This is a genomic window from Yersinia pekkanenii (assembly GCF_001152565.1).
Taxonomy (GTDB): Bacteria; Pseudomonadota; Gammaproteobacteria; order Enterobacterales; family Enterobacteriaceae; genus Yersinia; species Yersinia pekkanenii.
In genome coordinates, this window is sequence record NZ_CQAZ01000024.1 from 11,892 (window position 1) to 37,334 (window position 25,443).

Here is a 25,443-nt window from a genome sequence, read left to right on the forward strand (position 1 = left end):
CTAGCAAGGTCTAATTGTTTTACACCTGAGATTTTTCTGCTTTTGATACTGAAATGTTAATAACTTAACTTCGATTATAAATTGGGTAATAGAATAAGCAATCTTTAATTTTGAAAAGAAGCTATTTAGTGATCAAATGTGTCGACATGTTCTTTTTGGTAGTGATATCTGTCGAGGGTGCTATGTTTATCGATCAATGTTATCGATATTCTTTGGTAAGTCTAATCAATTAAGTTAAACACTCTGAATTTAAGCTATTTGAATTAAACTCCTATCAAGTATATGTCTATGTTTGTATTATCAGCGTCGAACAATAAAGAGCTTTAACGTTATTTAAATATTTCTTAAGACGTGGGTACTTTTCAATACCTACATATTGACCTTATAGCTCTGGGCATTTTGCAGTTTTATTTTTCGTATTTTTACGATAAGAAACTGTATTAGTTTGTATTTTTAAACCACTTCGATGCGGTATTTACCTTGATTTTATTAAGGTGAATCTGCTTGCGAAATCTTAATTATGTATAAAAGGAATCACGTAATGAAACTGAATAAAACGATCTTGGCTGCAGCTTTGGTATTGGGTTTTGCTTCTATGGCTAACGCTGCTGATCAGGGTCACGGTACTGTGACTTTTACTGGTTCTATCATTGATGCACCTTGCTCAATCGCACCTGAATCAGTTGATCAAACCGTTGAACTGGGTCAGATCTCTAACGTGGTACTGCAGAATGGCGGCACATCAAACCCACAGAATTTCCAGATCAAACTAGAAAACTGTGACACCACTGTTATGAACACTGTTACGACTACTTTCAGCGGCGCGGAATCCACTGATGTCTCTGGCCTGCTGGGCATCACTGGTGTAGCTGAAGGTGCTGCTATTGCCATCACCGATGGTTCTGGTTCTGTTATTACTCTGGGCCAGCCAACTGCTGGGCAGACTCTGGCTGGCGAAAACAACACTCTGGTTTTCTCTGCTTACCTACAGGGCAGCACCGCTTCTGACGCTATCAAACCAGGTAGCTTCTACAGTGTTGCAGACTTCATGTTGTCTTATCAATAAGTAATCCTGTTCTAATTCGGCATGCGGATCCTTCCGCATGTCTTTTTTCTTAAGAAAGATACGTGTTAGATGAGCTAGGTGATTTATGTCCAGGTCATTTTTTTTAATAGTGCCTCCCTCCTTACTGATGGCGTCATTGATGAGTTTATCAGTCATGGCTGATCCCATGAAAACCGATTGGGGTCGCGTGAGTATGGAAGGAAGTATTACTGATACCGCGTGTGCGATAGATCCAGGAAGTCTGGAACAGACCATTGATATGGCGATTTTGCCGATAGGTCAGTTGGCTCAAAACGGCATGGGAAATGAACACCCCTTCGAGATTCGTTTGCTAGATTGCCGTTTGGCTGATGCTGATCCGGCCAAATCTAACAGCCAGCATTTTGCCGTGTCATTTGACGGTGCTGCAGACGGTAGTCATTTTGCAGTTTACGGTGAAGCCGAGGGGATTGCGATGCAAATTATTGATGATAAAGGAAATTTATCTACACCAGGGATACAGTCACCCGATATTAATATTATCCCTGCTGATATGAAACTCAATTATGCCCTGCGCTTAGTGGGTAATGGCAAAATGTTGCGTGCCGGAACTTATCATTCCAGCGTCCGTTTCAAATTAGATTATTATTGATTTCAATGAGTAAGGTGACGTATCTCATGGTGTCTGCTCGTTCTATCACCCCTGGTATTGCCCGTTGCGGTTTCTTACGTATTTTGATTGCGATCGCGCTAAGTGGGAATACTCATTGCGTATTAGCCAGTGATGATATTCAGTTTAATACCGATGTGCTGGATACCAAGGATCGCGCCAATATTGATCTGAGCCAATTTGCCCAACGCGGTTTTATCATGCCTGGGAGCTATGATTTATTAATTAAATTAAACAAACAGGAACTTAACGAGCAGCCGGTAATATTCTATGCCTCTGAAAATGACCCTAAAAAGAGTGAGGCATGTTTATCTCCCAAACTGGTTGAGCTGCTGGCATTGAAAGAAGATAGCCTTAACAAGATAACCTGGTGGCGTGATGGGGAATGTCTGGATATCAGTAGCCTCCCCGGTATGACCGTGCAAGGCGATTTGGCCACATCATCACTAAACCTGAGTGTGCCGCAAGCCTGGCTGGAATACAGCGCACCTGATTGGGATCCGCCATCTCGTTGGGAGGAGGGGATCCCAGGGGTTCTTTTCGACTACAACTTGTTAGGGCAATTGACCCGTCAGCAAGTAAGCAATACCAACAACAACAGTTTGAGCGGTAACGGCACAACCGGAGCTAACTTAGGTGCCTGGCGGTTACGTGCTGATTGGCAGTCTCGTATCGATCAGTCTTCCGGTTCACCGACTGAACATCAATGGGACTGGAGCCGTTATTACGCTTACCGTGCGATACCGAGTTTGGGGGCCAAACTTACGTTGGGTGAGGATTTTCTGAATTCAGGGATCTTCGACAGTTTCCGCTTTAGCGGGGCCAGTCTGGCGACCGATGACAATATGTTGCCGCCGAATCTGCGAGGGTATGCGCCTGAGATTATCGGTGTTGCCCGTACCAATGCGCGGGTGGTTATCAGTCAGCAGGGGCGGGTATTAAGTGATACGTTGGTTGCTGCTGGCCCATTCCGTATTCAGAACCTGAACAGTTTTGTTTCCGGTACCTTGGATGTCCGGGTGGAAGAACTTGACGGCCAAGTTCAGCAATTTCAAGTAAATACCGCCAGTATTCCCTATCTGACCCGCCCCGGAATGGTGCGCTATAAAGTGGCCGTCGGTAAGCCTTCGAATATCGGTCATCGTACTGAAGGGCCAGCGTTTGCTACTGGGGAATTCTCCTGGGGGATCAATAACGGCTGGTCATTGTACGGTGGCGGGATCAGCGGCGAAAACGAATATCAAGCGGCATCCATGGGGGTTGGTCGTGATTTGATGGAATTTGGTGCGTTGTCGATTGATATGACCCAATCCTGGGCCAGTCTACCGGATCAAAGCACCTTGAGTGGCGGCTCTTACCGGGTCAACTATTCGAAAAACTTTCAGGAAACGGGTAGTCAGGTGACGTTTGCCGGTTACCGTTTTTCTGAGCGCAACTTTATGAGTATGACCGAATATCTCGATGCACGTTATCGCGGCTATAACGTGGGTGGCAATAAAGAGATGTATACCATTAGCTTTAACCAGCAATTCCGCGATTTAGGGGTGAGTGCTTATCTGAACTATAGCCATCAGACCTATTGGGATCGCTCGGCCAATGATCGTTATAACCTATCGTTAGCCCGCTATTTCGATATGGGTAAACTCAGGAACGTCAATGTGTCGTTGTCAGCTTTCCGTAACCGCTATAACGAAAGCAATGATGACGGGGTGTACTTGTCCTTATCCATGCCGTTCGGTAATAGCGCGACGGTGAGTTATAGCGCGTCAGTCAGTAATGGTGAGAATACCCATCGGGTCGGGTATGCCGATCGTTTGGATAACCATAATAACTACCAAATCAATACCGGTGTGGCACGTAGTGGCGCATTGGTGAGTGGCAGCTACAACCATATTGGCAATAGCGCGAATATTAATGCCAATGCCAGCTATCAGGAAGGGCAGTACTCTTCCGTCGGTTTAGGACTTCAGGGGGGGGCAACCATTACCACTGAAGGTGCTGCACTACATCGGGTCAATAATGTCGGTGGTACCCGATTACTACTCGATACCCAAGGCGTATCCGGTGTTCCGGTTCAGGGGTATGGGTCAACGCTGCGTACCAACTACTTTGGTAAAGCGGTGGTGGGTGATGTGAACAGCTATTACCGCAACCGGGCCAGTATTGATATTGACAATTTGGCCGATGATGTTGAAGTCGCTGGATCAGTGGCACAGGTAACCTTGACTGAAGGTGCCATCGGTTATCGCCGCTTTAATGTGATTTCCGGCGAAAAAGCCATGGCTATGTTACGTATGGCCGATGGCTCAGCACCGCCATTCGGTGCCACGGTGTTAAATAAGAATCAGCAAGAAACCGGCATTGTTAACGAAGATGGTTCTACTTATCTCAGTGGAATCAAGGCCGGTGAAACCATGTCAGTGCACTGGAATGGCAAGATACAATGTCGCGTGACGCTCCCGACGACACTTTCTCCAGCGGTGCTGACGAATCTATTGTTGCCTTGTCAGCCGATAACGGAAGGGGATACCCCCCCGGTATCACAGTAGAAAGGTTTAGCAATGGACCTGCGGATAACAGCCCGTTTAGAGAATAGAAAACGATCGGCGCCACGGGGTTCTGACATGATTAATCGAAGGAAAAGGTAATGAAATTGACAAATAAATTGCGTATCAGCGCCATTTTGGTGACCGTATTCATGGCTCATCAGGCGACTGCGGCGATTGCGCTGGATAGGACCCGAGTGATCCTCAACGGCGGCGATAAATCAGTCAGCCTGAACATCAGTAACCAGAATAAGCAGTTACCTTATTTGGCGCAGGGATGGATTGAGGATGAGCAGGGTAACAAAATCAATACGCCGTTGACGGTGGTTCCACCGGTTCAGCGCGTAGAGCCAGGAGCCCTTAGCCAGTTAAAAGTACAGACCTTGCCTGCGGTGAGCCAACTGGCGCAAGACCGGGAAACCTTGTTCTATTTTAACCTGCGTGAAATTCCACCACGCACCGACAAAGCTAATACTTTGCAGATTGCGCTGCAAACCCGCATCAAGCTTTTTTATCGGCCAGCCAGCATCGTGGCACAAAAGAGTGATTTATCATCCCCCTGGCAGGAAAAGTTACAGCTAACCCGTCAGGGCGATCGCTATCAGGTCAATAACCCGACGCCGTATTACATCACATTGGTGGATTTCAGTGAGAGTAAAACTGGCAAAACAGCCGCTGGCTTCAAGCCGCTGATGGTACCCCCAATGGGACAAAGCATGTTGGACGCCAGTGCTGGTGCCTTAGGCAGCAAACCGGTACTGACGTATGTCAATGATTTCGGCGGCCGACCAAAACTGATATTTGCCTGTACTGGCAATAATTGCTCAGTGGTTGAAAGCGTCAAATAACAACGTATCGCGCTACGACTTTAGCATGGCGTATGAGACGACAGGGCGGATGTCAGGCTGAACCAATGAATAAGGAATATGGGATGACTGTTGTTTGTAGGGGAATAGTTACCCGGCTGACCCCGATGGTCATGGTAGTGATGATAACCATCGTTGCGATGACGACATTGTTAAGCCGCTCGGCATGGGCGATGACGAAGACGGCGACGGTTAACGTTTCTGTCTCGATTCTTGCCGCACCGCCTTGTGAGATTAACAGCAACAACACTATCAACGTAGACTTTGGTGATGATCTCCTGACTTCGCGTATTGACGGTGCCAACTATATGCATCCGGTGAACTATACCTTGAGCTGTACTGCCGTGACATCCAATAGCCTGAAAATGAGTATTCAGGGTAGCGGCGCAGCACTTGATAGCCGCGTATTGGCAACCAGTAATCAGGGGTTGGGGATACAGCTAATACGTAATGGGCAGCCACTGGCACTCAATAACGTATTCAATTTTACCTATCCGGATGTTCCTGTGATACAGGCGGTACCGGTAAAACAAACAACGGGTGCGCTGGATACCGGTTATTTCAGCGCAGCAGCGACGATGGTCGTGGAGTACCAGTAATGAAAAATGGCTTATTGAGTGTGCGTTTTGCTGTGGCGAGAATGCTGACGCTGATGGTAGTAGCGCTGAGTAGCGCCCAGGTATCTGCCACCAATATGGAGTTCTCGGGCACATTAATCGATCCTCCGCCTTGCGTGGTTAATGGTGGCAGCATGATCGATGTGGCTTTTGGGAAGAATCTCGGGGTGAACAAAATTGATGGCATCAATTATACCCAGGTTGTGCCTTATCGCGTGATCTGCGATGGAACCAATACGAGTTTGGATCTGGGCTTGACGATAGTCAGTGTGTCTGTCACCTCATTTGATCCCGCCGCGATACAAACCAATATTCCCGATCTCGGTATTCGGTTACTGAAAGACGGTGCTCCTTTTGCACTTAATACCCGTATTTCTTATGACAGCAATAACCCGCCGGTGCTTCAGGCCGTGCCGGTTCAGGCCGTGGGCGCCACTTTAAGTGAAGGGGACTTTGAGGCTACCGCTACATTATTAGTGGACTATCAATAGGATCAACTGATGGCTAATCTAAATCTGCTGATACGCCGCTGGCGAATTATGTTGAGTATTCTCATTCTGAATATCTCTTGGTCTGTGCCGACATGGGCGGCTGACAATATGCGTTTCCATGGCGCACTGGTTGCTGAGCCGTGCAATATACGCCCGGGGAGTGAAGCTATTACTTTGGACTTTGGTAGCATTGTCGATAAATATCTCTATTCGAATCAACGCACCCTGGGCAAACAATTTCAAATACATCTGATTGATTGTGATATCAGTCTGGGTAATATCGCCAAAATCATGTTCACTGGCAGTAATAACCTTAAATTACCTGGGTTATTGGCAGTCAGTGATAATGATATGGGAATAGGCATTGGTATCGAGACTCTGGCCGGGAAAGCATTACCTTTGGATCAAGACAGTGAAGATATCGTGCTTAATGCAGATAATAATACTATTACCCTGAAAGCCTATGTACAGGGTGAACCAGACGCAATTACCCAGCGCACGATTAAGCACGGTGAATTTAATGCAGTAGCAACATTTAAGCTGCAATATTATTGAGTGGCGAAACCCCCTCTGATTTCATTTCAATACGAATATGTTAACGCTGAAATTTGTTATCAACAGCTTAAATGTGGATAGAGACAATGGAACTTAAACGAATGGAACAGCCTGATATGAAGGTAAGTCATCGATATTACGGGTTAATAGCCTGCGTGCTGTTCTTATTGCCGCTTTATAGTCAGGCCAGTGCCTGGGTTTCGACGCAAACTCGGGTGGGTAATGAATATCACGGAACTTACTCTTGGCCGAGCGAGGAAATGAAGGGGGTACTTTGTACTGCTTCATCTTGTTCTGTGGCGATATGTCACTACTCGGATAGTCCTAATGCTGAAATATGTGGTAACCCATCCTATGCGTCGACGAATGTAAAGGTCAGCCAAGGGGCTGATGCAGAGGAGATGAGAAGAGCCTTTATTTTGAAGAATGGGATATCGGGGCCGTGGGTCACGTCGACAGCTGATCCATTGAGATCTGTTGGCAGTTGCTTTGGTATAATGTATTGGCAAGGGGATAATGATAACAATAGCACTGGTAGGGTTATCCCCGGCTCCTACTGCGGTGCGGTTCCTCCAACACCTGAAACCTGTGAAATCATGGGTGATGTCTATATCAATTATGGTTCGCTTAATCAGCAAGGTGTTGATGGTGCGGTGAAAAGTGAACCACTACTCATCAATTGTACGGCTAAAACTTCACTGATATTGACGCTAGTGGGCAGTAAAAATATCGATCTTGGTCAAAATGGAAACCTGACATCAACCTTGAAAGTATCAGGGCAGGACTTGTCTGATGGTGTTTCGATAAGCGCGATACAGGGGAGTACATCTTTCCCTATTGAGTCAACACTTCATGCGACAGGATTGCCTGACGCGGGAATTTTTAGCGGCAGCGGAGTTGTGATTATGTCGTATCTCTAGGTTTATATGTACTCCATAGCTGAGTATATAATTATTAAGAGTATAAAATAGCGGTTTAAATTCGCTATTTTTATATTTTTAATTCGAGGGGTAATACTGTTATTTAAATATAATAGCAAGCTCCCATGGAATTTATTTTATTTTATTTTATTTTATTTTATTTTTCATTCATTAAATAAATGCTATTTTTCTTTAATTTATTTTATTTATAGAGTATAAAAATACGGCGTTTAATTTACTGATTGTTAGGGCTTGAACCTAACATCTCGAACGCTTACTTCAATGGGCTATTAAATGTAATAGGCTGTAAATTTTTATTTTTCTTTAAGGAAATTATCATGAAAAAAATCAACATGACTGATGCCAATACAATCGTTGGCGGTACTGGTATTACTTGTAAAGATACTTATGAGTGGTTGACTGGTAGCACTACTTTAGCTTGTCAGGCTATTACTACTTGTACTGACAAACACGGTAAAGTGACTAGCCGTACCGTTTCAGCGTCTAATGTTGCTAACTGCAAATAAGATGTGATTAAGTATTTGTTAATATCGATTGATATTTAAAGATACTTTGGCAAGCGCAGGGATAATGACTGTGCTTGCCTTATTTATTTTATTAATGCGTAACGTTGTCTCACATTTGAGAATTTTAGCATTAATTTAATGTTAATAGTCATGATGTTAAACAGACATAAATGTAATTTGACATTGTTTATGTCTTTACCTGAACCCTGAATGTGAATAAACCTCTTATGTCTATAAAAAACGAGATATCGATAAAAAACAGTATAGTTAGGAATAAGGGATTTTTTATCGGTTACACACTGTTGGTTATCCTTATTTCTTCATTGATAACAACGGCCTATTTCCACTATTTTGTGCTTAATCAAGATACAGAAGAAACGCTGGTCTCTGTTAGCAACAGTGAAATTGAAAGCAGCCCAATCAAAGATGATAAAACCATTATCGAGATCTTCTCTTATGGCTGCCATTACTGCGCCATCAATGAAGAGAATATTGCTCAATTAGAAGCGCGTATGCCAGAAGGCACTCGTTTTGTTCGCCTGCATATCAGTAGCGATAAAACCGGTGGTCTGGGGCGCTTCGCACCGATGTTTGCCACCTTAAGTGTGATGGGCATTGAATCGCAGCACCGCGAGAGCGCCTATAAAGCGGTGATTGAAGACAAGATTGAGCTCAGCGATAACAGCCAACTTGAAGCCTGGCTGAAGGCCAATGGCATTGATGTCGCAGAATATCAGCGAGTCAGTCAATCAACTGAGGTTAAAGATCTCCTCACTTATATGAAGGCAGTGACTGCACATTACAACGTTGAAGCCACCCCGAGCTTTATTGTCGGCAAGAAATGGATAGCGTTACAAGATCGTGCATTTCCAGCATTTTCAGACCAACTTTTGTCATTATTACAGCACGATAAAGCGCTGGATAAATAATGAGACTGCTTGCCGTATGGGGTTATTTTACCTGGAGAAACCAGCTCGATAAGCTGGTTTTCAGCGGATTGGCACTCCGCCGCTGGCAGGCCAAACTGGCTTGCTGGCTATTACGGCATGGCGATTACCGTTTATTACTGTGGTGTAGTGCGGTGTGTCGATTGATGGGGGGGAACTCGCGCCGGCAGAAGAATCTGGCCCGCGTAGCGGCAGCCAATAGCCAATGTTTGTTGAATAACTCGAACAGTCCGTCAGCGCGAGATTTTATCCGTACCGCCCAACGCCGTCAGGTGTTGGAGTTGGCAGCAACCTTTGGGCAAAACAAACAAGTTTTAGCCCAATTGGCTGCTTGTACCCAGCAGTTAGACAGTCAGGTCAGTGCGCTGCATGAAGCCGGTTCACCGGTTATTCTGGCTCCCCTGCATATGGTTTCTGATGTGCTCGCTGGCATGGTTGGGGCAGGGGCATATCCAGGTCAGGCAACGGTAGTGGTCTCGGCCAGCGCCGAAGCTTATGAGGAACAGGCCCGGCAAATGGGCGGGGTGAATATTTCCTATTGCTCGATCCATGCTGATAGCCGTGCGATTGCTGGTAATCTGATGGATGCCATCATGGAAGCGGCAGAGCATAAGCGGAATATTATGATATTCCCGGATATCACGCCGGATTATACCGTCAATAATCGGATGGCTGAAACAGCCAAAATCCCCTGCCAGTTGTTTAACCGACCCGCCAATTTGCACAGTGGCATTATTCGCCTTGCCAGAGCGCTTTCAGCTCAGGTGGTTTTTTATTACCTGTATTACGATAAGGGAATAAAAATTCATATTTATCCTGCGCTTAAACCACGAGAAGTCAAAAATAAATTACCTGAATTGATTGAAACGTCAATGACACAACATCCGCAAGACTGGTTGTTATGGCACTCACATTCGTTATTTTTTATTAATGAATAATGTCACTTACAAAGAAGTGTAGAAAATGGAAAAGATAATCCCGACCCAGGTTTTTCAAAGTGAAACCAATGAATGCGGTTTAGCCTGTATTGCGATGCTGGCACAGACGCAAGGCATCAACGCACCGTTGGAGAGCTTACGGGAGCGTTATCCTGCCTCTGCACACGGCACGTCACTGGCTACACTTTGTACTATTTTATCTGAGCTGGCGATACCGGCTTATCCGGTGGTGTTTGAACATCAGGAACTGTCAGCCATACCGCTACCCGCCATTTTGCACTATGGCGCAAACCATTATGTCTTGCTCGCCTACCGTAAAGGCAACTATGTCTGTGTGATGAACCCGGCAATCGGGCAACAGTTACTGCCGATGGAGGCATTAAAAGCTGAAATCAGCGGTTATGCCTTGGTGCTTGATCCCGAAACGCCAGCGGACCCCGAAGCGGTGAAGAAGATAGAACACAGCAAGCGAAACAGCGCACTTGATTGCATGAGCCTCAAAGAGACCGCAAGTGTGCGCGGGATTTACTGGTTGATGACGCTGGCATTTTTGATCTCTCTGACACTGTTTATTATGCCGACCATGGTCAGCAGCGCGATTAATGACGTGTTTTCTTCAGCCGGTGATAAAGATTTCCCTTATTTCTATTTTCTGTTGGCTTTTGTGGTCTCCACATCGTTAGCATTTTGTGTGCGATACATCACTGAGCGCTACATCAAACACTTCGTGGTACTTAACAGTGTTGCCGGTTTTTCCCGTTTGCTGAGTCATTCGCTTAACTTCTTTGATAAGCGCGCACCGGGTGACATCTTCAGCCGGTTTTCTAACTGGCAAATGGCTGCGACGCAAAAAATTGAATTGGATAACGGTCTGCGCACTGACTGGATCATTGGTGCTATTGCGCTGGCAGTGATGTGTTATATGAGCCCGCTATTGGCAATGGTTTCCGCCATCAGTGTGATGCTGATGGGGCTAATCAGTATTTGGGCTATCTACCGTGACCGCTATTACACCCAACAGTTGCAGGTAAAAGGTGCTGAGCAAAGTGATTTTATTCTGGAAACCATTCAGGGCTTTTCCACCATTAAATCTGCCGGTTTGGCCAGTCAGCGCCAAGGGGTATTTGCGGGGCTGGCACTGTCATTATTCAGTGCGTTACAGAAGAAAAAGATCTACGACCAAGTTAAAAATAGCCTGTATCAGTTGATTGGCAGCCTGGAAATGGTGCTCTTTATGTTGCTTGCTCTGCCATTGTTAAAGCAGGGAACACTGACTCTGGGTGAGTTTTTCGCTTACAGCTTTGTACGTGAGATCTTTACTTCGTATATCACCAAAATTTTCTATGCGATTTTGCAGAAAAACCAACTGCACGTAATTGATATCCGCGCGCGCGATCTGTTCCCCGCCGGGCGGCAGACTCCGCCACCCAGTGACTCATCGGTTCCTCCGGCAATTCCGGCGTTTACTCGCCAATTGACCTATCAAAATATCCGTTTTTCCTATGATGCCAACCAGCCCGTGTTGCGCGATTTATCGCTGTCGCTAACGCGTGGGCAAAGCATTGCCATTATTGGTGAATCCGGTGCTGGGAAAAGTACCTTACTGAAAGTGATGGCCGGATTGATGCCGCCACAGCAAGGACAAGTTTTGGTGGATGGTGAGCCAGTTGATTTCCAGCAAGCTCATGTACTGTTCTTCCTGCAAAGTCAGGAAGATATTCTGTTTAATGCCTCGGTATTACAAAATATCACTTTATTTGATGGGCATCTGGACGCTGATAAGCTTCAGCGAATTAAACGGTCGCTACAAGGGCTGCAATTAACCCCGGTCATCGATAAGTTACCGGGCGGCCTTAGCGCATTGGTACGTGAAAGCCATTCAGCGCTCTCTTTGGGGCAACGTCAGCGGCTATTATTGGCTCGCGCGATGTACAGCGATTGTCCGGTATTGGTGCTGGATGAACCCACGGCCAATCTGGATGAAGAAACCGCCCAGCAGGTGATGCAGACTTTAATTGCTCATTGCCGTGAATATCAGAAAACGCTGATCACGGTGACCCACAGTGAAAGCGTGCTGCCGCTGTTTGACCGGATTTTCCACTTGAATGACGGCCAACTGGTGCGTAGTGCCCAATCCATGGCGTCAAATTGCCTGATACCGGTGGCGGGCTAATCGATGCATATTAATATGACGAATAAAAGGCTGCGGTTATCGCTGGCTCTGCTGCTGGCGTTGCTCTTGGTGGCTGGCGGTGGGACGGCGCTATGGTTATCGGGTAGCCATCAGGATGCACCGCAGGTCACTGAAACTATTGGTCTTGGTGATATTGAAAATAATGTTATGGCGACCGGCAGCTTAAAACCGTCATTACAGGTGAATGTCGGTGCACAGGTCAACGGCCAGTTAACCAAGCTTTATGTTAAGCAGGGTGACCGCGTGACCCGTGGCCAATTGTTGGCTGAAATTGATCCTACCTTGCAGCAAAACGAATTACGTAAATCTGAGGCTGAATTACAAAGCGCACAGGCACAGAAGCAAGCGGCTCAGGCATTGTTACGCCAATATCTTCTCGAATTCCGCCGCCAACAGACTCTGGCGCAGGAAGGTTCAGGGGTGAAAAGTACGCTGGAGAAAGCACAGGCACAATACGATAGTCAATTGGCACAATTGCGGGTGAATGAAGCACAGATAGTGCAAAGCCAGATGGCATTGGAAACCGCCAAGGCTAATCTTGGTTTTACCCGCATCATGGCACCCATTGATGGCGAAGTGCTGGGTATCGTCACTAAAGAGGGGCAAACCATTGTTTCCTCACAGACAGTGCCGACTATTCTGGTGCTGGCGAATGTCGATACCATGACGGTGCACACCCGTATTTCAGAAACCGATATTCTCAAAGTCAGTGCCGGGCAACCCTTGTGGTTCTATGTGGTCGCGGATCCTAATCGCCGCTATCAGAGCCGAATGGATGCCATCCAGGAAGCCTCGGCAGAAAGTTTACGTGAAGATAGCGGCGGGCAACCCGCCAACCAGCAACCTTCTGCTGTTTATTACAATGGCATATTCAGTATCGCCAACGGCGAGCGACTGTTGCGCACCTCGATGACAGCGCAGGTGTTTATTACTACCGCGCAGGCAAAAAATGTGCTGCGGGTGCCGCTGTCAGCTCTCGGTGTGCCGCAGTCTGATAACCGTTATCGGGTTCTGGTTATCCAAGATAAGCAGACGGTAATACGCGGGGTGTTGCTTGGTCTGCGTGATGGTCAATATGCCGAAGTGAAAGAGGGATTGCAGCAGGGTGAGCAGGTCGTGCTGATGGGTGCACCTGCGGGAGCGGTCAATGGGCAGTAACGCCATTCATTCTACTAACGCTAATCCGCGTCCGTTGATCCAACTGAATGGTATTTATCGCCATTTTGCCTCTGGCACCGAATCTGTCGCGGTACTGAAGAATATCTCACTGTCAATTCGCAGCGGCGAAATGGTCGCGATTATCGGTGCTTCGGGATCGGGTAAATCGACGCTGATGAATATCATCGGTTGCCTCGATCAACCGACACAGGGTGAGATGTCGATTCATAACATCCCGACGCAGCAGGCCAGCAGTGAACAATTGGCGCAATTAAGAAGCCAGTACATTGGTTTTATTTTTCAGCGCTACCACCTAATGCCGTATTTGACGGCGACCGAGAATGTGGTTATCCCGGCACTTTATACTGCGATGCAGCCTGCGGAGCGTCAGCAACGTGCGACTTATTTGTTGCGTCGTTTAGGTCTTGGTCAACATCTGTTGCATAAACCGGCACAGCTCTCGGGTGGGCAACAGCAGCGGGTGAGTATTGCCCGTGCCCTGATGAATGGCGCAGGCATTATTTTGGCGGATGAACCGACCGGTGCGCTGGACAGTGCCAGCGGGCAGGAGTTGATGGGGATTTTGCACGGCCTACATCAGTCCGGTCACACGATTATCATCGTGACTCACGACCGACATATTGCTAATCAGGCACAGCGCATTATCGAGATCAGTGACGGTGAAATTATTGCTGATCGCAATAATGATGCTATCGGTACTACCGCCGTTGACGCGGCGCTGCCGGTAGCGGTGGCGACGGGTCGCCCGCACTGGTGGTTGAGTGTCAAAGAAGCGATAAAAATGGCCTGGCGCTCATTACTGGGTCACCGTATTCGTGCTTTTTTATCGATGCTCGGCATCATTATCGGCATCTCATCGGTGGTCTCCTCCATGGCGGTTGGGGAGGGTGCGCGGCAGCAAATCCTCAATGAAATCAGCCAGCTTGGTACCAGTAATCTCGATATTAGACCCGGACTGGGGTGGGGTAAAGCACGACCTGATTTCGAACGATCCCTCACGGTGACGGATGTTGAGTTGCTTAGCGGTCAACCTTATGTTGATAGCCTGTCACCGGTGGTCAGCAAAATGGTTGTCGCTATTCGTGGCGACAAACAAGTGTTGGTTTTACTCTCCGGGGTCGGCAACGGTTTCTTCCAAACGAAAGGGCTGAATGTTATCGCTGGCGATGGCATTACTCAGAGCCATGTCAATGCCCGTGAGCCGGTGGTCATCTTACAACCTGAACTCAGGGACACTCTGTTTGCTCGCGGGGAAAACCCGATCGGTGAAATTGTGCAACTGGATGGTATTCCATTGCGAGTGATTGGTGTAGCTAAACGCGTAAGTTCGTCGTTCGGTGGATTATTGGCTGCCTGGATGCCTTATACCTCACTCACTGAGCGTATCTCGGGGGATATGCCGCTGGAATCAATTGCCGTGCGAGTGGCTGAAGGTTACGACGTGAATGAGGTACAGCTCAATGTTGAGAAGGTACTTGATCGGGCCCATGGTCAGCGTGATTTCTTTATTCTGAGCAATGACCAAATGAGCAAAGCTATCCAAAAAACGTCTGATTCTATGACGCTCTTAATCACCTCTATTGCGGCTATTTCGCTGCTGGTGGGAGGCGTTGGCGTGATGAACATCATGCTGGTATCAGTGACTGAGCGCACCCATGAAATCGGTATTCGCCTGTCGGTGGGGGCCAGACCCAGTGACATCATGCTTCAGTTCCTGATTGAAGCGGTGGTGATCTGCACCATTGGCGGGTTGATCGGTATTCTCGGTTCCGCGTTAGCCGGGATAATTTTCTCTTGGGTTACCCAGACCTTTACCATGGTTTTCACCTGGCCACCGTTAGTGCTGGCCTGTAGTTTCTCTGCGCTTATCGGGCTGGGATTCGGCTTTTTCCCAGCGCGTAATGCTGCCCGTTTGCATCCGACCGAGGCATTGGCACGAGAATGAGCAGACTGATTAATACCGGGGTTAGCCCGTTGTCGTTGATCAGCTTATTGTTGATCAGTTTATTACTCAGCGGTTGCGGGGCGTGGCTAAAAAGTGATTATCAGCGGCCGATGCTGTCGGTACCCGACGAATGGCGTGTTAAAGACAGTGGCGGTGGATATCTGCACCACAGTGTGCACTGGTGGGAGAATTTCGATGATCCGCAACTATCAGAAAATATCAATCGTATGTTGGTTAGCAATAACGATCTGGCGGCGGCGGGTCTGAGGTTACAGCAGGCACGGTTGACGGCTGGGCTGACCAATACCAATTTGGCCCCGGATATCACCCTGACCGGTTCGGGTAGCAATACTCGGTCGCTGAATGGAAACACTCCGCCGCAAGAAAACTATAACACCGCGCTTGGGTTGAGCTACGAGTTGGATTTGTGGGGCAAACTGGCCCGTAGCCGCGAGCAATCAGCATGGCTGGTTAATGCCAGCGAACAGGATCGTCAGGAAACGGCACTCTCGCTGATTGGTACTACCGCCGATCTTTACTGGCAGATTGCTAAATTTAATCAGCAGTTGAGCAATCAACAGGCCGCGTTGGTTATCTCGCAAGATACCCTCAATATCGTGCAATCGCGCTTTGCGGCGGGTGATGCCAGTGAAATCGAGCGGTTACAGGCGCAACAGTCACTGTTGAACCGGCAGGATCAGTATCAAAATATCGAACAACTGCGGGAAGCCGCGCGTAATGCTATGGCTCTGCTGTTTAACCGTGCGCCTGATTATCGTCAGGCTGAGCGCAAAACCCTGGATTTACAACAACAGGTGCCGATAGCCGAAAGCTTGCCATTACAGGTGATAGCCCAGCGGCCAGATGTACAGGCAGCCGAATGGCGCTTGCGGGCGGCATTAACCGGCTCGGATGTGGCAAAACTGAATTTCTACCCAACCCTTTCACTGGGTGCCAGTCTGGATGCGGGCGGTGCGGTGTTTTCACAATGGTTCAGTAACCCCAGTCGCACGTTAAGCGTGAGCAGTGCTTTGCCCTTCTTACAGTGGAATACCGTGCAACTGACTATCGACCAGTCAAAGCTGGATGTGAAATTAGCTGCCGTCGATTTTCGTAGCAAGGTCTACAGCGCACTCAAAGATGTGGATGATGCGATGACGGGGCGGTTGAGTTACCAGAAACAAAAGCAGAATCAGTGGCAGAACCTGCAACTCAGCCAACGTCGGCTAAGCCTGACCAACAGCCAATATCAAGCGGGTGCAGTCTCATTTCAGACCTTATTGGATGCGCAGGACGCCCTGCTGACCAGTGAAACCAATTTGCTCGAACTTCAATATAACTACCTGAATGCCACCATGAAACTGTGGTTAGCGTTAGGCGGTGGTGTTGATAACCGCAGGGACAGTAAAGGAATTAAATCATGATAAATACAAATAAACAGCGCCGGGTTGTGGTAACGGGTTATGGCTCGGTAACCCCTTTGGGCATGACGGCGGAACAGAGTTGGGCGGCCATTATGGATTATCAATTGGGTTATCGTTATTACGATAAATCTGCGCAGGGTATCAAATCGCGCTTTTTTGGCCTGCTTGACGCTGAACCCAATCTGAAATCGGTCCCTGCTGCGATACGCCGCCGCTTACCGCGTTATGCCCGACTGGCGCTGGCGGCAGCACGAGAGGCTATGGCGATGGCATTCGCGGAAAAGTCCCCTGCGGAATACTACGATTTGCTCGATTGCGGCACTATTATCGGCAGCGGCTGGGCTGGGCAGGATGAAACCCATGATAACTATGAAGGTTATCTGGAAACCGGACTGGGTACACCGTTCGGCTGTTTCTTGTCGATGCCCAATGCCGGTACTGCGGCATGCAGCCTGTACTGGGGGTTGCGTGGCTATCAGAACTCACCGATTGCCGCCTGTGCGACCGGCACCATTGCCATTGGTGATGCATTTGAAATCATCCGTAGTGGGCGGGCATCAATGATGTTGGCCGGGGCGGGGGAATCACTGCGCAGCGATGCCGCAGTGTGGAATATCGACATTCTGGGTGCACTGGCGCGTGAACAAGAAGATGCGAGCAAAGCCAGTTGCCCGTTCAGTTTGGACCGAAACGGCTTTGTGTTATCGGAAGGCGCGGCAGTGTTGTGTCTGGAAGCGCGAGAAGGGGCTATCGCCCGTGGTGCCACCATCCTCGGCGAGATTAAGGGTTACGGTAACTACTCTGATGCGTTTGATTTCACCGCCCCGGCGGAAGACCGGGTCGCGCGGGTAAAAACGATCCGTCATGCTTTGCAGCAGGCCGGTTTAAGCGCAGATGACATTGATTACGTTAATCTGCACGGTACCTCGACTCAGCTCAACGATCTGAACGAAACCCAATCTATTAAGCAGGCATTTGGTGAGGCGGCTTATACCACGCCGCTTTCCAGTACTAAATCGTATTCGGGTCATTTGATTGCTGCCGCTGGCAGCTTTGAATCGATAGTGTGCCTGCAAGCGCTTAAACATCAAGTGATGCCCGCGACCTGTCATCTGAAAAATGCCGATCCGCAGTGTGATCTTGACTACATCAGTGAGGGGCACCGCCCTAAAGCATTGCGCAATACCCTGAACCTGAGCTTTGGTTTTGGTGGGGCCAATGCTGCCCTGGTTATCGGGCTGGATTGAGTATGATTTTTAACACGATTTTTAACTACAACTACAATCTCAGTGATGCCGAACGTTGGGCCGCGTTTTCTGGCGATTACAACCCGATCCATTTTGATCTGCAACATGCACAGCATCTCGGCCAGCAGGAGCTGACTGTTCACGGTATGCGTGCGATGCTGGATATCAAATATCAGCTCAGTGCGGCGTTATTAGCGCGATTACCCGACGCTGATTTTCTGCGTTTTAACGCCCGCTTGCGCCAGCCGGTACTGTGTAACACGTCCTATCATCTACGGCTCAGCCCGGCGATAGGGCAGGTCAGTGGCAATCTGTTGGATACTGCCCGTGGCGAAAATTGCTTTAACAGCAAATTACGCGGTGCGCCGACATTGGTACTGACAGAAAGCGGGCCATGGGCTTCCCTTTCGGCAGATAACGTTTATCAGTTCAGCCAGCAATTCCCTGGTGATACTTCACAACCTGCTGAGTGTTGGGGGTTTTTCGATGCGCTGTTATTTAAATTGTTGGTTGCCGCGCCAGAAACCCTGGCAACCGCCAAACAGGTTTTGTCGGGAGTTCAGGCTGACACTCTGATTGATATTTTCAGGCATGTGCCGGTGATCCAGACTCATCACGATGTGCATTTCAGTACTGATTTTCTGCGCATCGACCCGCATGTGTTTGTCCGCAGCGCGCTGCACTATGCCATCGAGCCGACATTAATCGTCGGTAATCCTGATGATGGTTGGGTATTGCGTTCAGCTATTCAGGCCCGGTCAGATGCCGGGCCATTAATCACCACCGCGGTAACATTAAAAACGTGGCCGTTAGCCGCTCACTAAATAAGGATAAGACCATGGAAAAGTATCAACAAGTCTATGACACCGTTTGTGAAATGTTGTGTGACGCCAAAGATCTGGAAATGTCAGCGCTGTCGCCCGAGATGTCACTGCATCAGCTCAAACTCGATAGCCTGGATTATGTCGAACTGATGGTGCTGGCAAAGCGCGAATTCGGTGCCACGCTGAATGCAGAGATGTTTATGGAAAGTCCGGACATGACATTAGGAGAGCTTTGCCAGAAGTTGGCAGAGCAGAAGAAATAATATTATGAGCAGGCAATGGGTGTTAATTACCGGCGGCAGTCGCGGCATTGGCCGTGCATTAGTCGAAGAACTGGCCAAAGAGTGGAATGTTGTTTTTACCTGGCGTAGCGGTGAGCAGCAGAGTATTGAGGTGATCAAAAGCTGTGAAGGGTTACCCGGTTGGGTGACCGGCTATCGTTGTGATGGCAGTAATGAAGCGGATGTCGATGCATTAGCCCCGCTGTTGTTGGAAAAATATGGCCCGCCCGGTGCGGTGATCCATAATGCCGGTATCACCGGCGATGGTTTGCATATTCAGCAAAATGGCGATAACTGGCGTAATGTACTGGATACTAACCTGAATGCTATCTTCTACTGGAATAAGCATCTATTGCCGCAGATGATAATGCAGGGCGAGGGTGCGGTGTTGCTGATGTCTTCAGTGACCGCCATCAAAGGTAATGTTGGACAGAGCGCATATGGTGCCAGTAAAGCGGCGATGATCGGCCTTGGCCGCTCGCTGGCGCGGGAGATGGGGCGTTTTGGTCTTCGGGTAAACTGCCTGTTACCGGGGATAATCGACAGCGATATGACCCGTGCGATGCCAACGGACGCCTTAAAAGGGTTGCGTAAACAGATACCGTTACGACGTTTAGGTGATGCGCAAGAAGTCGCCCGTGTCAGCGCCTTTATGATAGGCAATGACAGCCGTTATATGACCGGACAGGCTTTGGTACTGGATGGCGGATTAACGGCTTAGCCCGCAAGAAGCGGCTAACCTACTCGGGCTGACTCAGCCCCGTATTTCTGAACTGATGCACCGCAAAAACCCGTTTTTCAGTATTGATACGCGGGTTTCTATTATGGCAATGGTCGGTCTGCATATCGGTAATATCGAACTCAACGAGTTTGCTACGGCATCACGTTGTAAAGTCTGGGCATCCTGATTGTTTCAATATTCGGGTCTTTGGAAAATAATGATCCGAAGACCGAGATATTATTGAATAAGCACGCTATTCGGCGATATTCCACTGATGCGCTAATGTGGATTTCGTCTCGCCAGCCAGCCACTGGTTTACTTCATTCAGTAACGGCTGATTATCTTTAGCCATCATATACACTTTGTAGCTGCCGGTTCCGGGTAATATTTCCGCTGTTGCGACACAAAATACCCCCGGCTCTTTACTCTGGTAATAATCCCCTTCGATTAAGTCGGTGAACATAATATCCGCACTTTGATCGCGCACGCCCTGCAAATTAGCGATATTGTCCTGAGTTCGAATGATCTGTGCTTGCTTGATATGGGCATCGACGAAAGACTGGTTGGTGCCACCGGGGTTAACAATCACTTTCACCGTCTCACGGTCGATAGCATCTAACGTCGGGAATTTTTTCGATTGTTGACAATTGGCTAAGGCAATTTTGCCATTCTTGACCACGGCGTGGGATAACGCGAACTGTGCCTCACGGCCAGCAGTGGCGGTCACACCGCCCATGGCAATATCAAATTTATCTGCCGCCAAATCGTCAGAAAGGGCCGGCCAACGGGTAGGAACAAAACTAACCTCAAGCTTTAAACTCTTGGCCAGGGACCTTGCCATATCAATATCGTAACCGACCAGTTGCCCCTGTTTATCGTGAAATGCCAAAGGCGCATAATCACCGGGAACGCCAATACGCAACTCGCCACTTTGTTGAATTTCCTGCCAGTTTTTTGCTAACAGAGGTTGGCTACTGATTAACGCCACGGCCATTATTGCCAAACTTAATGTCTTCATTTTTTATTCCTGTTAAACCCAACCTTGGATACGGAACATTTTCAACAGGGCAACAAATGCCACCATCTCTTCCGGTGTCCCTAATGTAAGGCGACTCCAACCTAGCGCGGGTGGGAATTCACGCCCGACCAACACATGATATTGTTTCATCCGGCTTTGATAGGTTTTCACCTCTCCGGTCACTTGATGAAAAACGAAATTTGCCTGAGAGGGAACATAAGGTAATTTCAGTTCATCCAGGGCTGTTGTGACAATTTTGCGCGCTTGATCGGTAGACTGGCGGCTGTATTGTACAAAAGGTTTGTCCTGCAACGAGGCCAATGCGGCAACGGCTCCGGCGGTGTTGGTATTATCTAACGAAACAAAGTTTTCTACTGCGGCTATCAGCTCCGGATGCGCGATACCATAACCTATTCTTAGGCCAGCCAACGCATAGATTTTTGAGAATGTTCGGGTCACCAGCAGGTTTTTATGACCTGACTGAACCAGCTCAATCGCACTGCGGAACGCCGGATCACTGACAAACTCGGCATAGGCTTCATCGATAATAAACAGTGTTTCCGCTGCGGCATTTTTAACCCATGCTTCAATAAAATTGGCCGGGGTGATAGTCGCTGTCGGGTTATTAGGATTACACAGATAGACAATCGAGCGACCTTTGAAGTCTGCCACTTTTTGCTGCATTGCAGGTAGATCGAAAGTCATTTCTGTCGTCAGAACCACTTTCTCGATAGGGATACCAAAAGGCTTGGCATACCGTTCGGCATAGTTAAATGTGGGGTCCGGCACCACCAGTTGAATTGGCGTATTATCTTGCTCGGCCTGACGGATCACCGCCTGAATCACCGCCTGAATAGTCTCTGATGAGCCATTGCCTAGCGTGATATTCTCGGTTTTGAGTTGGTATTCTGCAGCGAGATCGGCAATGAGTTGTTCGCGAGCGGCATCCGGATAGCGAAACGCGGTCGGCAGAGCCTCGATAATAGCCTGATGTGCCTTAGGCGACATTCCCAGCGAGTTTTCATTAAAATTTAATAGCAGAGGCTGCTGTTTACTCGGTATCAGTATTTGTGGGGATATTTTAGCGCTTTTTGCTTGAGCACTAGGAATAAAGCCACCTAATGTTAATCCACCCAGTAATAAACCTGACGATTTTAATAGCGTGCGACGATCCATGCAGACTTCTCCCAGCTAAATCTTTGTTACATTTTGTTATATGTATCAATGAGAATAACTTCAGGCATTCTTTTTACGCAATGATTTTTTTAAAAAAACATTCAGTTACAAAGGGTTGCAAGAATATTCTTACCTGAGAGAAATTAATACAAACACTCGGCAATAGCATCAGTCATGGTTTGTTCGGAATAGCCATGCGAATAAACTTGAACAAATTTCTCTGTTAGCTGTGTATCTTGTTACCGCTTTGCCTGTGGATTAATAGAGCGGCTGCCGTATGTCGGTCTGCGAGGATTTAACGCTGTATCTGGAGGATATTTACCACGGTAATGTATAGAGCTGCATCTTTGTGGCTATATTGTTCATAGGGGAATTTAAATAAATCATCGCGCCTGGCGGGTGAATAGGTAAAGGGATGTTGTAATGAACAAAATGACCGGTGCAAGGGACAAAATGGCATTAGTGGCCAATGGGGTCGCCGTGCAGAAATCGCCTGGTGGGATTATGTTGGCGGGTGGCGCACTCGGCGTAGTTTTTGGCGATATCGGTACCAGCCCCCTCTATACCCTGAAAACCGTGCTGTTGCTGTCAGGAAATAACCCGACACCGGCGGTAATTTTGGGGTTGTTATCGCTGATTATCTGGACACTGATTCTGGTTACCTCGGTAAAGTATGCCGTTTTTGCCATGCGTATTGATAACCATGGTGAAGGGGGCATTATGGCTCTGATGTCCCTGTTGGCGCGTAAGGGGAAGGGGCATCACTGGGTTGTTTTGGCCGCGTTACTTGGTGCGGCATTAATTTACGGCGATGGTGCCATTACGCCTGCAATATCGGTGCTTTCCGCCCTTGAAGGTTTGAATATTGTTATTCCGCAAGCACATCCTTATATCCTGCCTGCCACGGTGGTCATTCTGGTGGCGTTATTTGCTGTTCAGCCTTTTGGTACGGCTAAAATCGGTAAAGTTTTTGGCCCAATAATGGCGTTGTGGTTTTTGGTCATCGCAGGGCTGGGGATCTGGGGTATTGTTCAACACCCGGCGGTTCTGCTGGCGATTAACCCGTACTATGGCATTACGTTTCTGCTCTCTAATGGCTTCGTCAGTTTTCTGGTCTTGGGGGGCGTTTTTCTGTGCGTCACCGGGGCGGAAGCGCTGTATGCCGATATGGGGCATTTTGGTAAAAAACCGATCTGGATGGCGTGGTTTGGCTTGGTATTCCCCAGTCTGTTGCTGAATTATGCCGGTCAATCAGCATTGATTTTGGCCGGTGCTGATCTCACGCATAATATTTTCTTCCGGTTATGCCCGCCGATGATGCAAATTCCCTTGGTTATTCTGGCAACCTTAGCAACCATTATTGCCAGTCAGGCGATCATCACCGGTGCTTTTTCCATGACCCGGCAGGCGATTCAATTAGGTTGGCTACCGCGCTTGCGCATAAAACAGACGGCAGCGGAGAGCTACGGGCAAATATATATTGGTACGATCAACTGGTTATTAATGATAGTGACCGTTTGTCTGGCGGTATTCTTTAAATCCTCTGAAAATCTTGCTGCGGCATACGGTATAGCCGTGTCGCTAACCATGCTGATGACCTCTGGATTGCTGTTCGTGGCGATGCGAAAAATATGGCGTTGGAATTTGTTGGCTAGCGTATCAGTTGCGGGTGGTTTTTTAATTATCGATGCCAGTTTTCTTATTGCCAATCTAATTAAAGTACTGGAAGGTGGTTATATTCCTCTACTGCTGGCCGCCGTTGTCTGTACCGTAATGTTGGTTTGGCATCGCGGAGTGAAAGCCACATCACTGGCTATCAGTGAGAAGGTGGTGGGTATCGATGAGTTCTTTACTAAAATACGCGCTAAGAATATTCCTCGGGTGCCGGGTTCTGCGGTGTTTCTGACCCGCACCCAGAATGATATTCCACCGGTAATGCGCTGGCATGTGGCGCGTAACCGCGCCTTACAACAGAAGGTCTTATCTCTCACCATTGATATTCTGAACGTTCCCCGCGTAGATCCCGCAGAACGACTGGTTATTATCGAGCAGGCACCGGATTACTGGCGCGGCACCGCCCTGTATGGCTTTATGGAGCGGCCACATATTCCCGAGTTATTGCAGAGTATCGTTAAGATGAACTGCCCGTTCGAACTCGACGATATCACTTACTATTTGGGCCATGAAACCATTGTGGGTCGTGAGGATGGTAGTGGGTTGCCCGCATGGCAACGGAGCAGCTTTGCCTTTATGGTAAGAAATTGCACTCATGTCACGGATTACTATCATTTGCCAGGTGATCAGGTGGTAGAGATCAGTCGACGGATAGCCATTTAGTTGATGAATAGCCAGTTAGTCGATAAAAAAGCCACCCGCAGAAAATTTTCCACTGGTGGCTTAACCTATGATTTAACCGGCAGATCAGCCTTTACCGCCTCGTGCGGCGATAATCGCATCGGCGACATTGCGTGGTGCTTCGGCGTAATGTGTGAACTCCATGCTATAGGTTGCCCGGCCTTGTGACATGGAGCGCAGTACGGTGGAGTAACCGAACCTTTCTGACAATGGCACTTCTGCGCGGATAATCTTCCCGCTACCGATCATCTCTTCCATACCTTGTACCAGGCCACGGCGAGAGGAAAGGTCGCCCATCATGTTACCGGCATACTCTTGCGGTGTTTCCACCTCAACCTGCATGACCGGCTCCAAAATTACCGGTGATGCTTGTTTGACTGCCTCTTTGAAACCAAAGATGGCTGCCATTTTGAACGCCAGTTCAGATGAATCCACCTCGTGATAGGAACCGAAGGTCAGAGTCACTTTCACATCCACGACCGGATAACCCGCTAATACACCGGTATTGGTGGCTTCGAGCACGCCTTTTTCTACCGCGCCGATATATTCTCGCGGAACCACACCGCCTTTAGTGGCATCGACAAAGGCAAAACCACTGCCCGCAGCCTGTGGTTCGAGGGTAAAGACCACATGGCCATATTGCCCTTTACCACCAGATTGGCGCACAAATTTGCCTTCAATATCGGTCACGGTTTCACGATATGTCACCTGTGGTTTACCGATATTGGCCTGACGCCAGACAGTTTCAGATTGCGGCTGTACGCCACCGACGGCGTCATACACCATGACTGCACCGTCGAGTACCCGCATGGATCGTTCCACCTCAATGGTGAAATCCACATGCCCAGGGGTGTCGATAATGTTGATACGGTGGAAAATGATGCTACCACCGATGAATCGACGGCGAAGCATCTGCCTGATGAAGCATCCACCTGATATAGAAGAGATGCCATGATG

The 25,443-nt window shown here is 48.2% G+C and carries 23 protein-coding genes and 2 pseudogenes; 21 read left to right on the top strand and 4 right to left on the bottom strand.

Annotation, left to right across the window (positions count from 1 at the left end; translation table 11 throughout):
* Nucleotides 1-541 precede the first annotated feature (541 nt).
* The 20 genes from AEP37_RS13220 (at nucleotide 542) to AEP37_RS27585 (ending at nucleotide 20,124) form a co-directional block, all read left to right on the top strand.
* Nucleotides 542-1,066 (top strand): fimbrial protein, encoded by a 525-nt coding sequence (locus AEP37_RS13220; protein WP_049613761.1) that lies wholly within the window; start codon nucleotides 542-544, stop codon nucleotides 1,064-1,066.
* A gap of 127 nt (nucleotides 1,067-1,193) precedes the next feature.
* On the top strand, nucleotides 1,194-1,697 hold the full coding sequence (locus tag AEP37_RS13225) for a fimbrial protein (protein ID WP_049613762.1): 504 nt from the start codon (nucleotides 1,194-1,196) through the stop codon (nucleotides 1,695-1,697).
* 26 nt (nucleotides 1,698-1,723) lie between these two features.
* Nucleotides 1,724-4,264 (top strand): outer membrane usher protein, encoded by a 2,541-nt coding sequence (locus AEP37_RS13230; protein ID WP_049613763.1) that lies wholly within the window; start codon nucleotides 1,724-1,726, stop codon nucleotides 4,262-4,264.
* Between the two features lie 98 nt (nucleotides 4,265-4,362).
* Nucleotides 4,363-5,109: a fimbria/pilus periplasmic chaperone gene (locus AEP37_RS13235; RefSeq protein WP_049613764.1), complete on the top strand. Its 747-nt coding sequence runs from the start codon at nucleotides 4,363-4,365 to the stop codon at nucleotides 5,107-5,109.
* Nucleotides 5,110-5,192: 83 nt separating this feature from the next.
* A complete protein-coding gene (locus AEP37_RS13240; RefSeq protein WP_049613765.1) occupies nucleotides 5,193-5,726 on the top strand; it encodes a fimbrial protein in 534 nt (177 codons plus the stop codon).
* Between the two features lie 41 nt (nucleotides 5,727-5,767).
* Nucleotides 5,768-6,235 (top strand): fimbrial protein, encoded by a 468-nt coding sequence (locus AEP37_RS13245; RefSeq protein ID WP_049613810.1) that lies wholly within the window; start codon nucleotides 5,768-5,770, stop codon nucleotides 6,233-6,235.
* Nucleotides 6,236-6,244: 9 nt separating this feature from the next.
* Entirely contained in the window at nucleotides 6,245-6,790 is a 546-nt protein-coding gene (locus AEP37_RS13250; RefSeq protein ID WP_049613766.1) for a fimbrial protein, read from the top strand.
* 86 nt (nucleotides 6,791-6,876) lie between these two features.
* Nucleotides 6,877-7,710 (top strand): MrpH family fimbial adhesin, encoded by an 834-nt coding sequence (locus tag AEP37_RS13255; RefSeq protein WP_156168596.1) that lies wholly within the window; start codon nucleotides 6,877-6,879, stop codon nucleotides 7,708-7,710.
* 338 nt (nucleotides 7,711-8,048) lie between these two features.
* The gene (locus AEP37_RS13260; protein WP_049613767.1) at nucleotides 8,049-8,237 is read left to right on the top strand and encodes a DUF4762 family protein; all 189 of its coding nucleotides are present in this window, start codon (nucleotides 8,049-8,051) and stop codon (nucleotides 8,235-8,237) included.
* 302 nt (nucleotides 8,238-8,539) lie between these two features.
* Nucleotides 8,540-9,166 carry a DsbA family protein gene (locus AEP37_RS13265; RefSeq protein WP_049613768.1) on the top strand — a complete coding sequence of 209 codons (627 nt, stop codon included), beginning with the start codon at nucleotides 8,540-8,542 and terminating at the stop codon, nucleotides 9,164-9,166.
* Nucleotides 9,166-10,122 carry a lysophospholipid acyltransferase family protein gene (locus tag AEP37_RS13270; RefSeq protein ID WP_049613769.1) on the top strand — a complete coding sequence of 319 codons (957 nt, stop codon included), beginning with the start codon at nucleotides 9,166-9,168 and terminating at the stop codon, nucleotides 10,120-10,122. Before AEP37_RS13265 ends, AEP37_RS13270 begins: the two co-directional genes overlap by 1 nt.
* Nucleotides 10,123-10,147: 25 nt before the next feature.
* Nucleotides 10,148-12,295, top strand: coding sequence for a peptidase domain-containing ABC transporter (locus AEP37_RS13275; protein WP_049613770.1), 2,148 nt, complete (start codon nucleotides 10,148-10,150; stop codon nucleotides 12,293-12,295).
* Nucleotides 12,296-12,310: 15 nt separating this feature from the next.
* A complete protein-coding gene (locus AEP37_RS13280; RefSeq protein ID WP_408068331.1) occupies nucleotides 12,311-13,474 on the top strand; it encodes an efflux RND transporter periplasmic adaptor subunit in 1,164 nt (387 codons plus the stop codon).
* Nucleotides 13,464-15,440 (top strand): ABC transporter permease, encoded by a 1,977-nt coding sequence (locus AEP37_RS13285; protein ID WP_049613772.1) that lies wholly within the window; start codon nucleotides 13,464-13,466, stop codon nucleotides 15,438-15,440. Before AEP37_RS13280 ends, AEP37_RS13285 begins: the two co-directional genes overlap by 11 nt.
* Complete coding sequence (locus tag AEP37_RS13290; protein ID WP_049613773.1) at nucleotides 15,437-16,864, top strand: efflux transporter outer membrane subunit; 1,428 nt, start codon at nucleotides 15,437-15,439, stop codon at nucleotides 16,862-16,864. The genes AEP37_RS13285 and AEP37_RS13290 overlap by 4 nt, the downstream gene beginning before the upstream one ends.
* Nucleotides 16,861-18,111, top strand: coding sequence for a beta-ketoacyl-[acyl-carrier-protein] synthase family protein (locus AEP37_RS13295; RefSeq protein WP_049613774.1), 1,251 nt, complete (start codon nucleotides 16,861-16,863; stop codon nucleotides 18,109-18,111). The genes AEP37_RS13290 and AEP37_RS13295 overlap by 4 nt, the downstream gene beginning before the upstream one ends.
* A gap of 2 nt (nucleotides 18,112-18,113) precedes the next feature.
* The gene (locus AEP37_RS13300) at nucleotides 18,114-18,935 is read left to right on the top strand and encodes a MaoC/PaaZ C-terminal domain-containing protein (RefSeq protein ID WP_049613775.1); all 822 of its coding nucleotides are present in this window, start codon (nucleotides 18,114-18,116) and stop codon (nucleotides 18,933-18,935) included.
* 14 nt (nucleotides 18,936-18,949) lie between these two features.
* On the top strand, nucleotides 18,950-19,198 hold the full coding sequence (locus AEP37_RS13305; RefSeq protein WP_049613776.1) for an acyl carrier protein: 249 nt from the start codon (nucleotides 18,950-18,952) through the stop codon (nucleotides 19,196-19,198).
* A gap of 4 nt (nucleotides 19,199-19,202) precedes the next feature.
* Nucleotides 19,203-19,937, top strand: a complete 735-nt coding sequence (locus AEP37_RS13310) for an SDR family NAD(P)-dependent oxidoreductase (RefSeq protein WP_049613777.1) — start codon at nucleotides 19,203-19,205, stop codon at nucleotides 19,935-19,937.
* A gap of 55 nt (nucleotides 19,938-19,992) precedes the next feature.
* Nucleotides 19,993-20,124, top strand: a complete 132-nt coding sequence (locus AEP37_RS27585; RefSeq protein ID WP_280512714.1) for a hypothetical protein — start codon at nucleotides 19,993-19,995, stop codon at nucleotides 20,122-20,124.
* 66 nt (nucleotides 20,125-20,190) lie between these two features.
* On the opposite strand, the gene AEP37_RS13315 is transcribed toward AEP37_RS27585, so the two are convergent.
* A complete protein-coding gene (locus tag AEP37_RS13315) occupies nucleotides 20,191-20,955 on the bottom strand; it encodes a transporter substrate-binding domain-containing protein (protein WP_049613778.1) in 765 nt (254 codons plus the stop codon).
* A 12-nt stretch (nucleotides 20,956-20,967) separates the two neighbouring features.
* Complete coding sequence (locus tag AEP37_RS13320; protein WP_049613779.1) at nucleotides 20,968-22,131, bottom strand: pyridoxal phosphate-dependent aminotransferase; 1,164 nt, start codon at nucleotides 22,129-22,131, stop codon at nucleotides 20,968-20,970.
* 453 nt (nucleotides 22,132-22,584) lie between these two features.
* Here AEP37_RS13320 and AEP37_RS13325 point away from each other — a divergent pair, with 453 nt between their 5' ends.
* Nucleotides 22,585-24,468: a potassium transporter Kup gene (locus tag AEP37_RS13325; RefSeq protein WP_049613812.1), complete on the top strand. Its 1,884-nt coding sequence runs from the start codon at nucleotides 22,585-22,587 to the stop codon at nucleotides 24,466-24,468.
* 84 nt (nucleotides 24,469-24,552) lie between these two features.
* On the opposite strand, the pseudogene fusA reads toward AEP37_RS13325, so the two are convergent.
* Nucleotides 24,553-25,218: pseudogene (gene fusA, locus AEP37_RS13330) on the bottom strand (elongation factor G); the annotation flags it as partial.
* A gap of 3 nt (nucleotides 25,219-25,221) precedes the next feature.
* A pseudogene (locus AEP37_RS27245) lies at nucleotides 25,222-25,398 on the bottom strand (GTP-binding protein); the annotation flags it as partial.
* Nucleotides 25,399-25,443 lie beyond the last annotated feature (45 nt).

Coding starts and splice junctions, on each gene's coding strand:
- AEP37_RS13220 (WP_049613761.1), top strand. CDS start 542: ATGAAACTGAATAAAACGATCTTGGCTGCAGCTTTGGTATTGGGTTTT.
- AEP37_RS13225 (WP_049613762.1), top strand. CDS start 1,194: ATGGCGTCATTGATGAGTTTATCAGTCATGGCTGATCCCATGAAAACC.
- AEP37_RS13230 (WP_049613763.1), top strand. CDS start 1,724: ATGGTGTCTGCTCGTTCTATCACCCCTGGTATTGCCCGTTGCGGTTTC.
- AEP37_RS13235 (WP_049613764.1), top strand. CDS start 4,363: ATGAAATTGACAAATAAATTGCGTATCAGCGCCATTTTGGTGACCGTA.
- AEP37_RS13240 (WP_049613765.1), top strand. CDS start 5,193: ATGACTGTTGTTTGTAGGGGAATAGTTACCCGGCTGACCCCGATGGTC.
- AEP37_RS13245 (WP_049613810.1), top strand. CDS start 5,768: ATGCTGACGCTGATGGTAGTAGCGCTGAGTAGCGCCCAGGTATCTGCC.
- AEP37_RS13250 (WP_049613766.1), top strand. CDS start 6,245: ATGGCTAATCTAAATCTGCTGATACGCCGCTGGCGAATTATGTTGAGT.
- AEP37_RS13255 (WP_156168596.1), top strand. CDS start 6,877: ATGGAACTTAAACGAATGGAACAGCCTGATATGAAGGTAAGTCATCGA.
- AEP37_RS13260 (WP_049613767.1), top strand. CDS start 8,049: ATGAAAAAAATCAACATGACTGATGCCAATACAATCGTTGGCGGTACT.
- AEP37_RS13270 (WP_049613769.1), top strand. CDS start 9,166: ATGAGACTGCTTGCCGTATGGGGTTATTTTACCTGGAGAAACCAGCTC.
- AEP37_RS13275 (WP_049613770.1), top strand. CDS start 10,148: ATGGAAAAGATAATCCCGACCCAGGTTTTTCAAAGTGAAACCAATGAA.
- AEP37_RS13280 (WP_408068331.1), top strand. CDS start 12,311: ATGACGAATAAAAGGCTGCGGTTATCGCTGGCTCTGCTGCTGGCGTTG.
- AEP37_RS13285 (WP_049613772.1), top strand. CDS start 13,464: ATGGGCAGTAACGCCATTCATTCTACTAACGCTAATCCGCGTCCGTTG.
- AEP37_RS13290 (WP_049613773.1), top strand. CDS start 15,437: ATGAGCAGACTGATTAATACCGGGGTTAGCCCGTTGTCGTTGATCAGC.
- AEP37_RS13295 (WP_049613774.1), top strand. CDS start 16,861: ATGATAAATACAAATAAACAGCGCCGGGTTGTGGTAACGGGTTATGGC.
- AEP37_RS13300 (WP_049613775.1), top strand. CDS start 18,114: ATGATTTTTAACACGATTTTTAACTACAACTACAATCTCAGTGATGCC.
- AEP37_RS13305 (WP_049613776.1), top strand. CDS start 18,950: ATGGAAAAGTATCAACAAGTCTATGACACCGTTTGTGAAATGTTGTGT.
- AEP37_RS13310 (WP_049613777.1), top strand. CDS start 19,203: ATGAGCAGGCAATGGGTGTTAATTACCGGCGGCAGTCGCGGCATTGGC.
- AEP37_RS27585 (WP_280512714.1), top strand. CDS start 19,993: ATGCACCGCAAAAACCCGTTTTTCAGTATTGATACGCGGGTTTCTATT.
- AEP37_RS13315 (WP_049613778.1), bottom strand. CDS start 20,955: ATGAAGACATTAAGTTTGGCAATAATGGCCGTGGCGTTAATCAGTAGC.
- AEP37_RS13320 (WP_049613779.1), bottom strand. CDS start 22,131: ATGGATCGTCGCACGCTATTAAAATCGTCAGGTTTATTACTGGGTGGA.
- AEP37_RS13325 (WP_049613812.1), top strand. CDS start 22,585: ATGGCATTAGTGGCCAATGGGGTCGCCGTGCAGAAATCGCCTGGTGGG.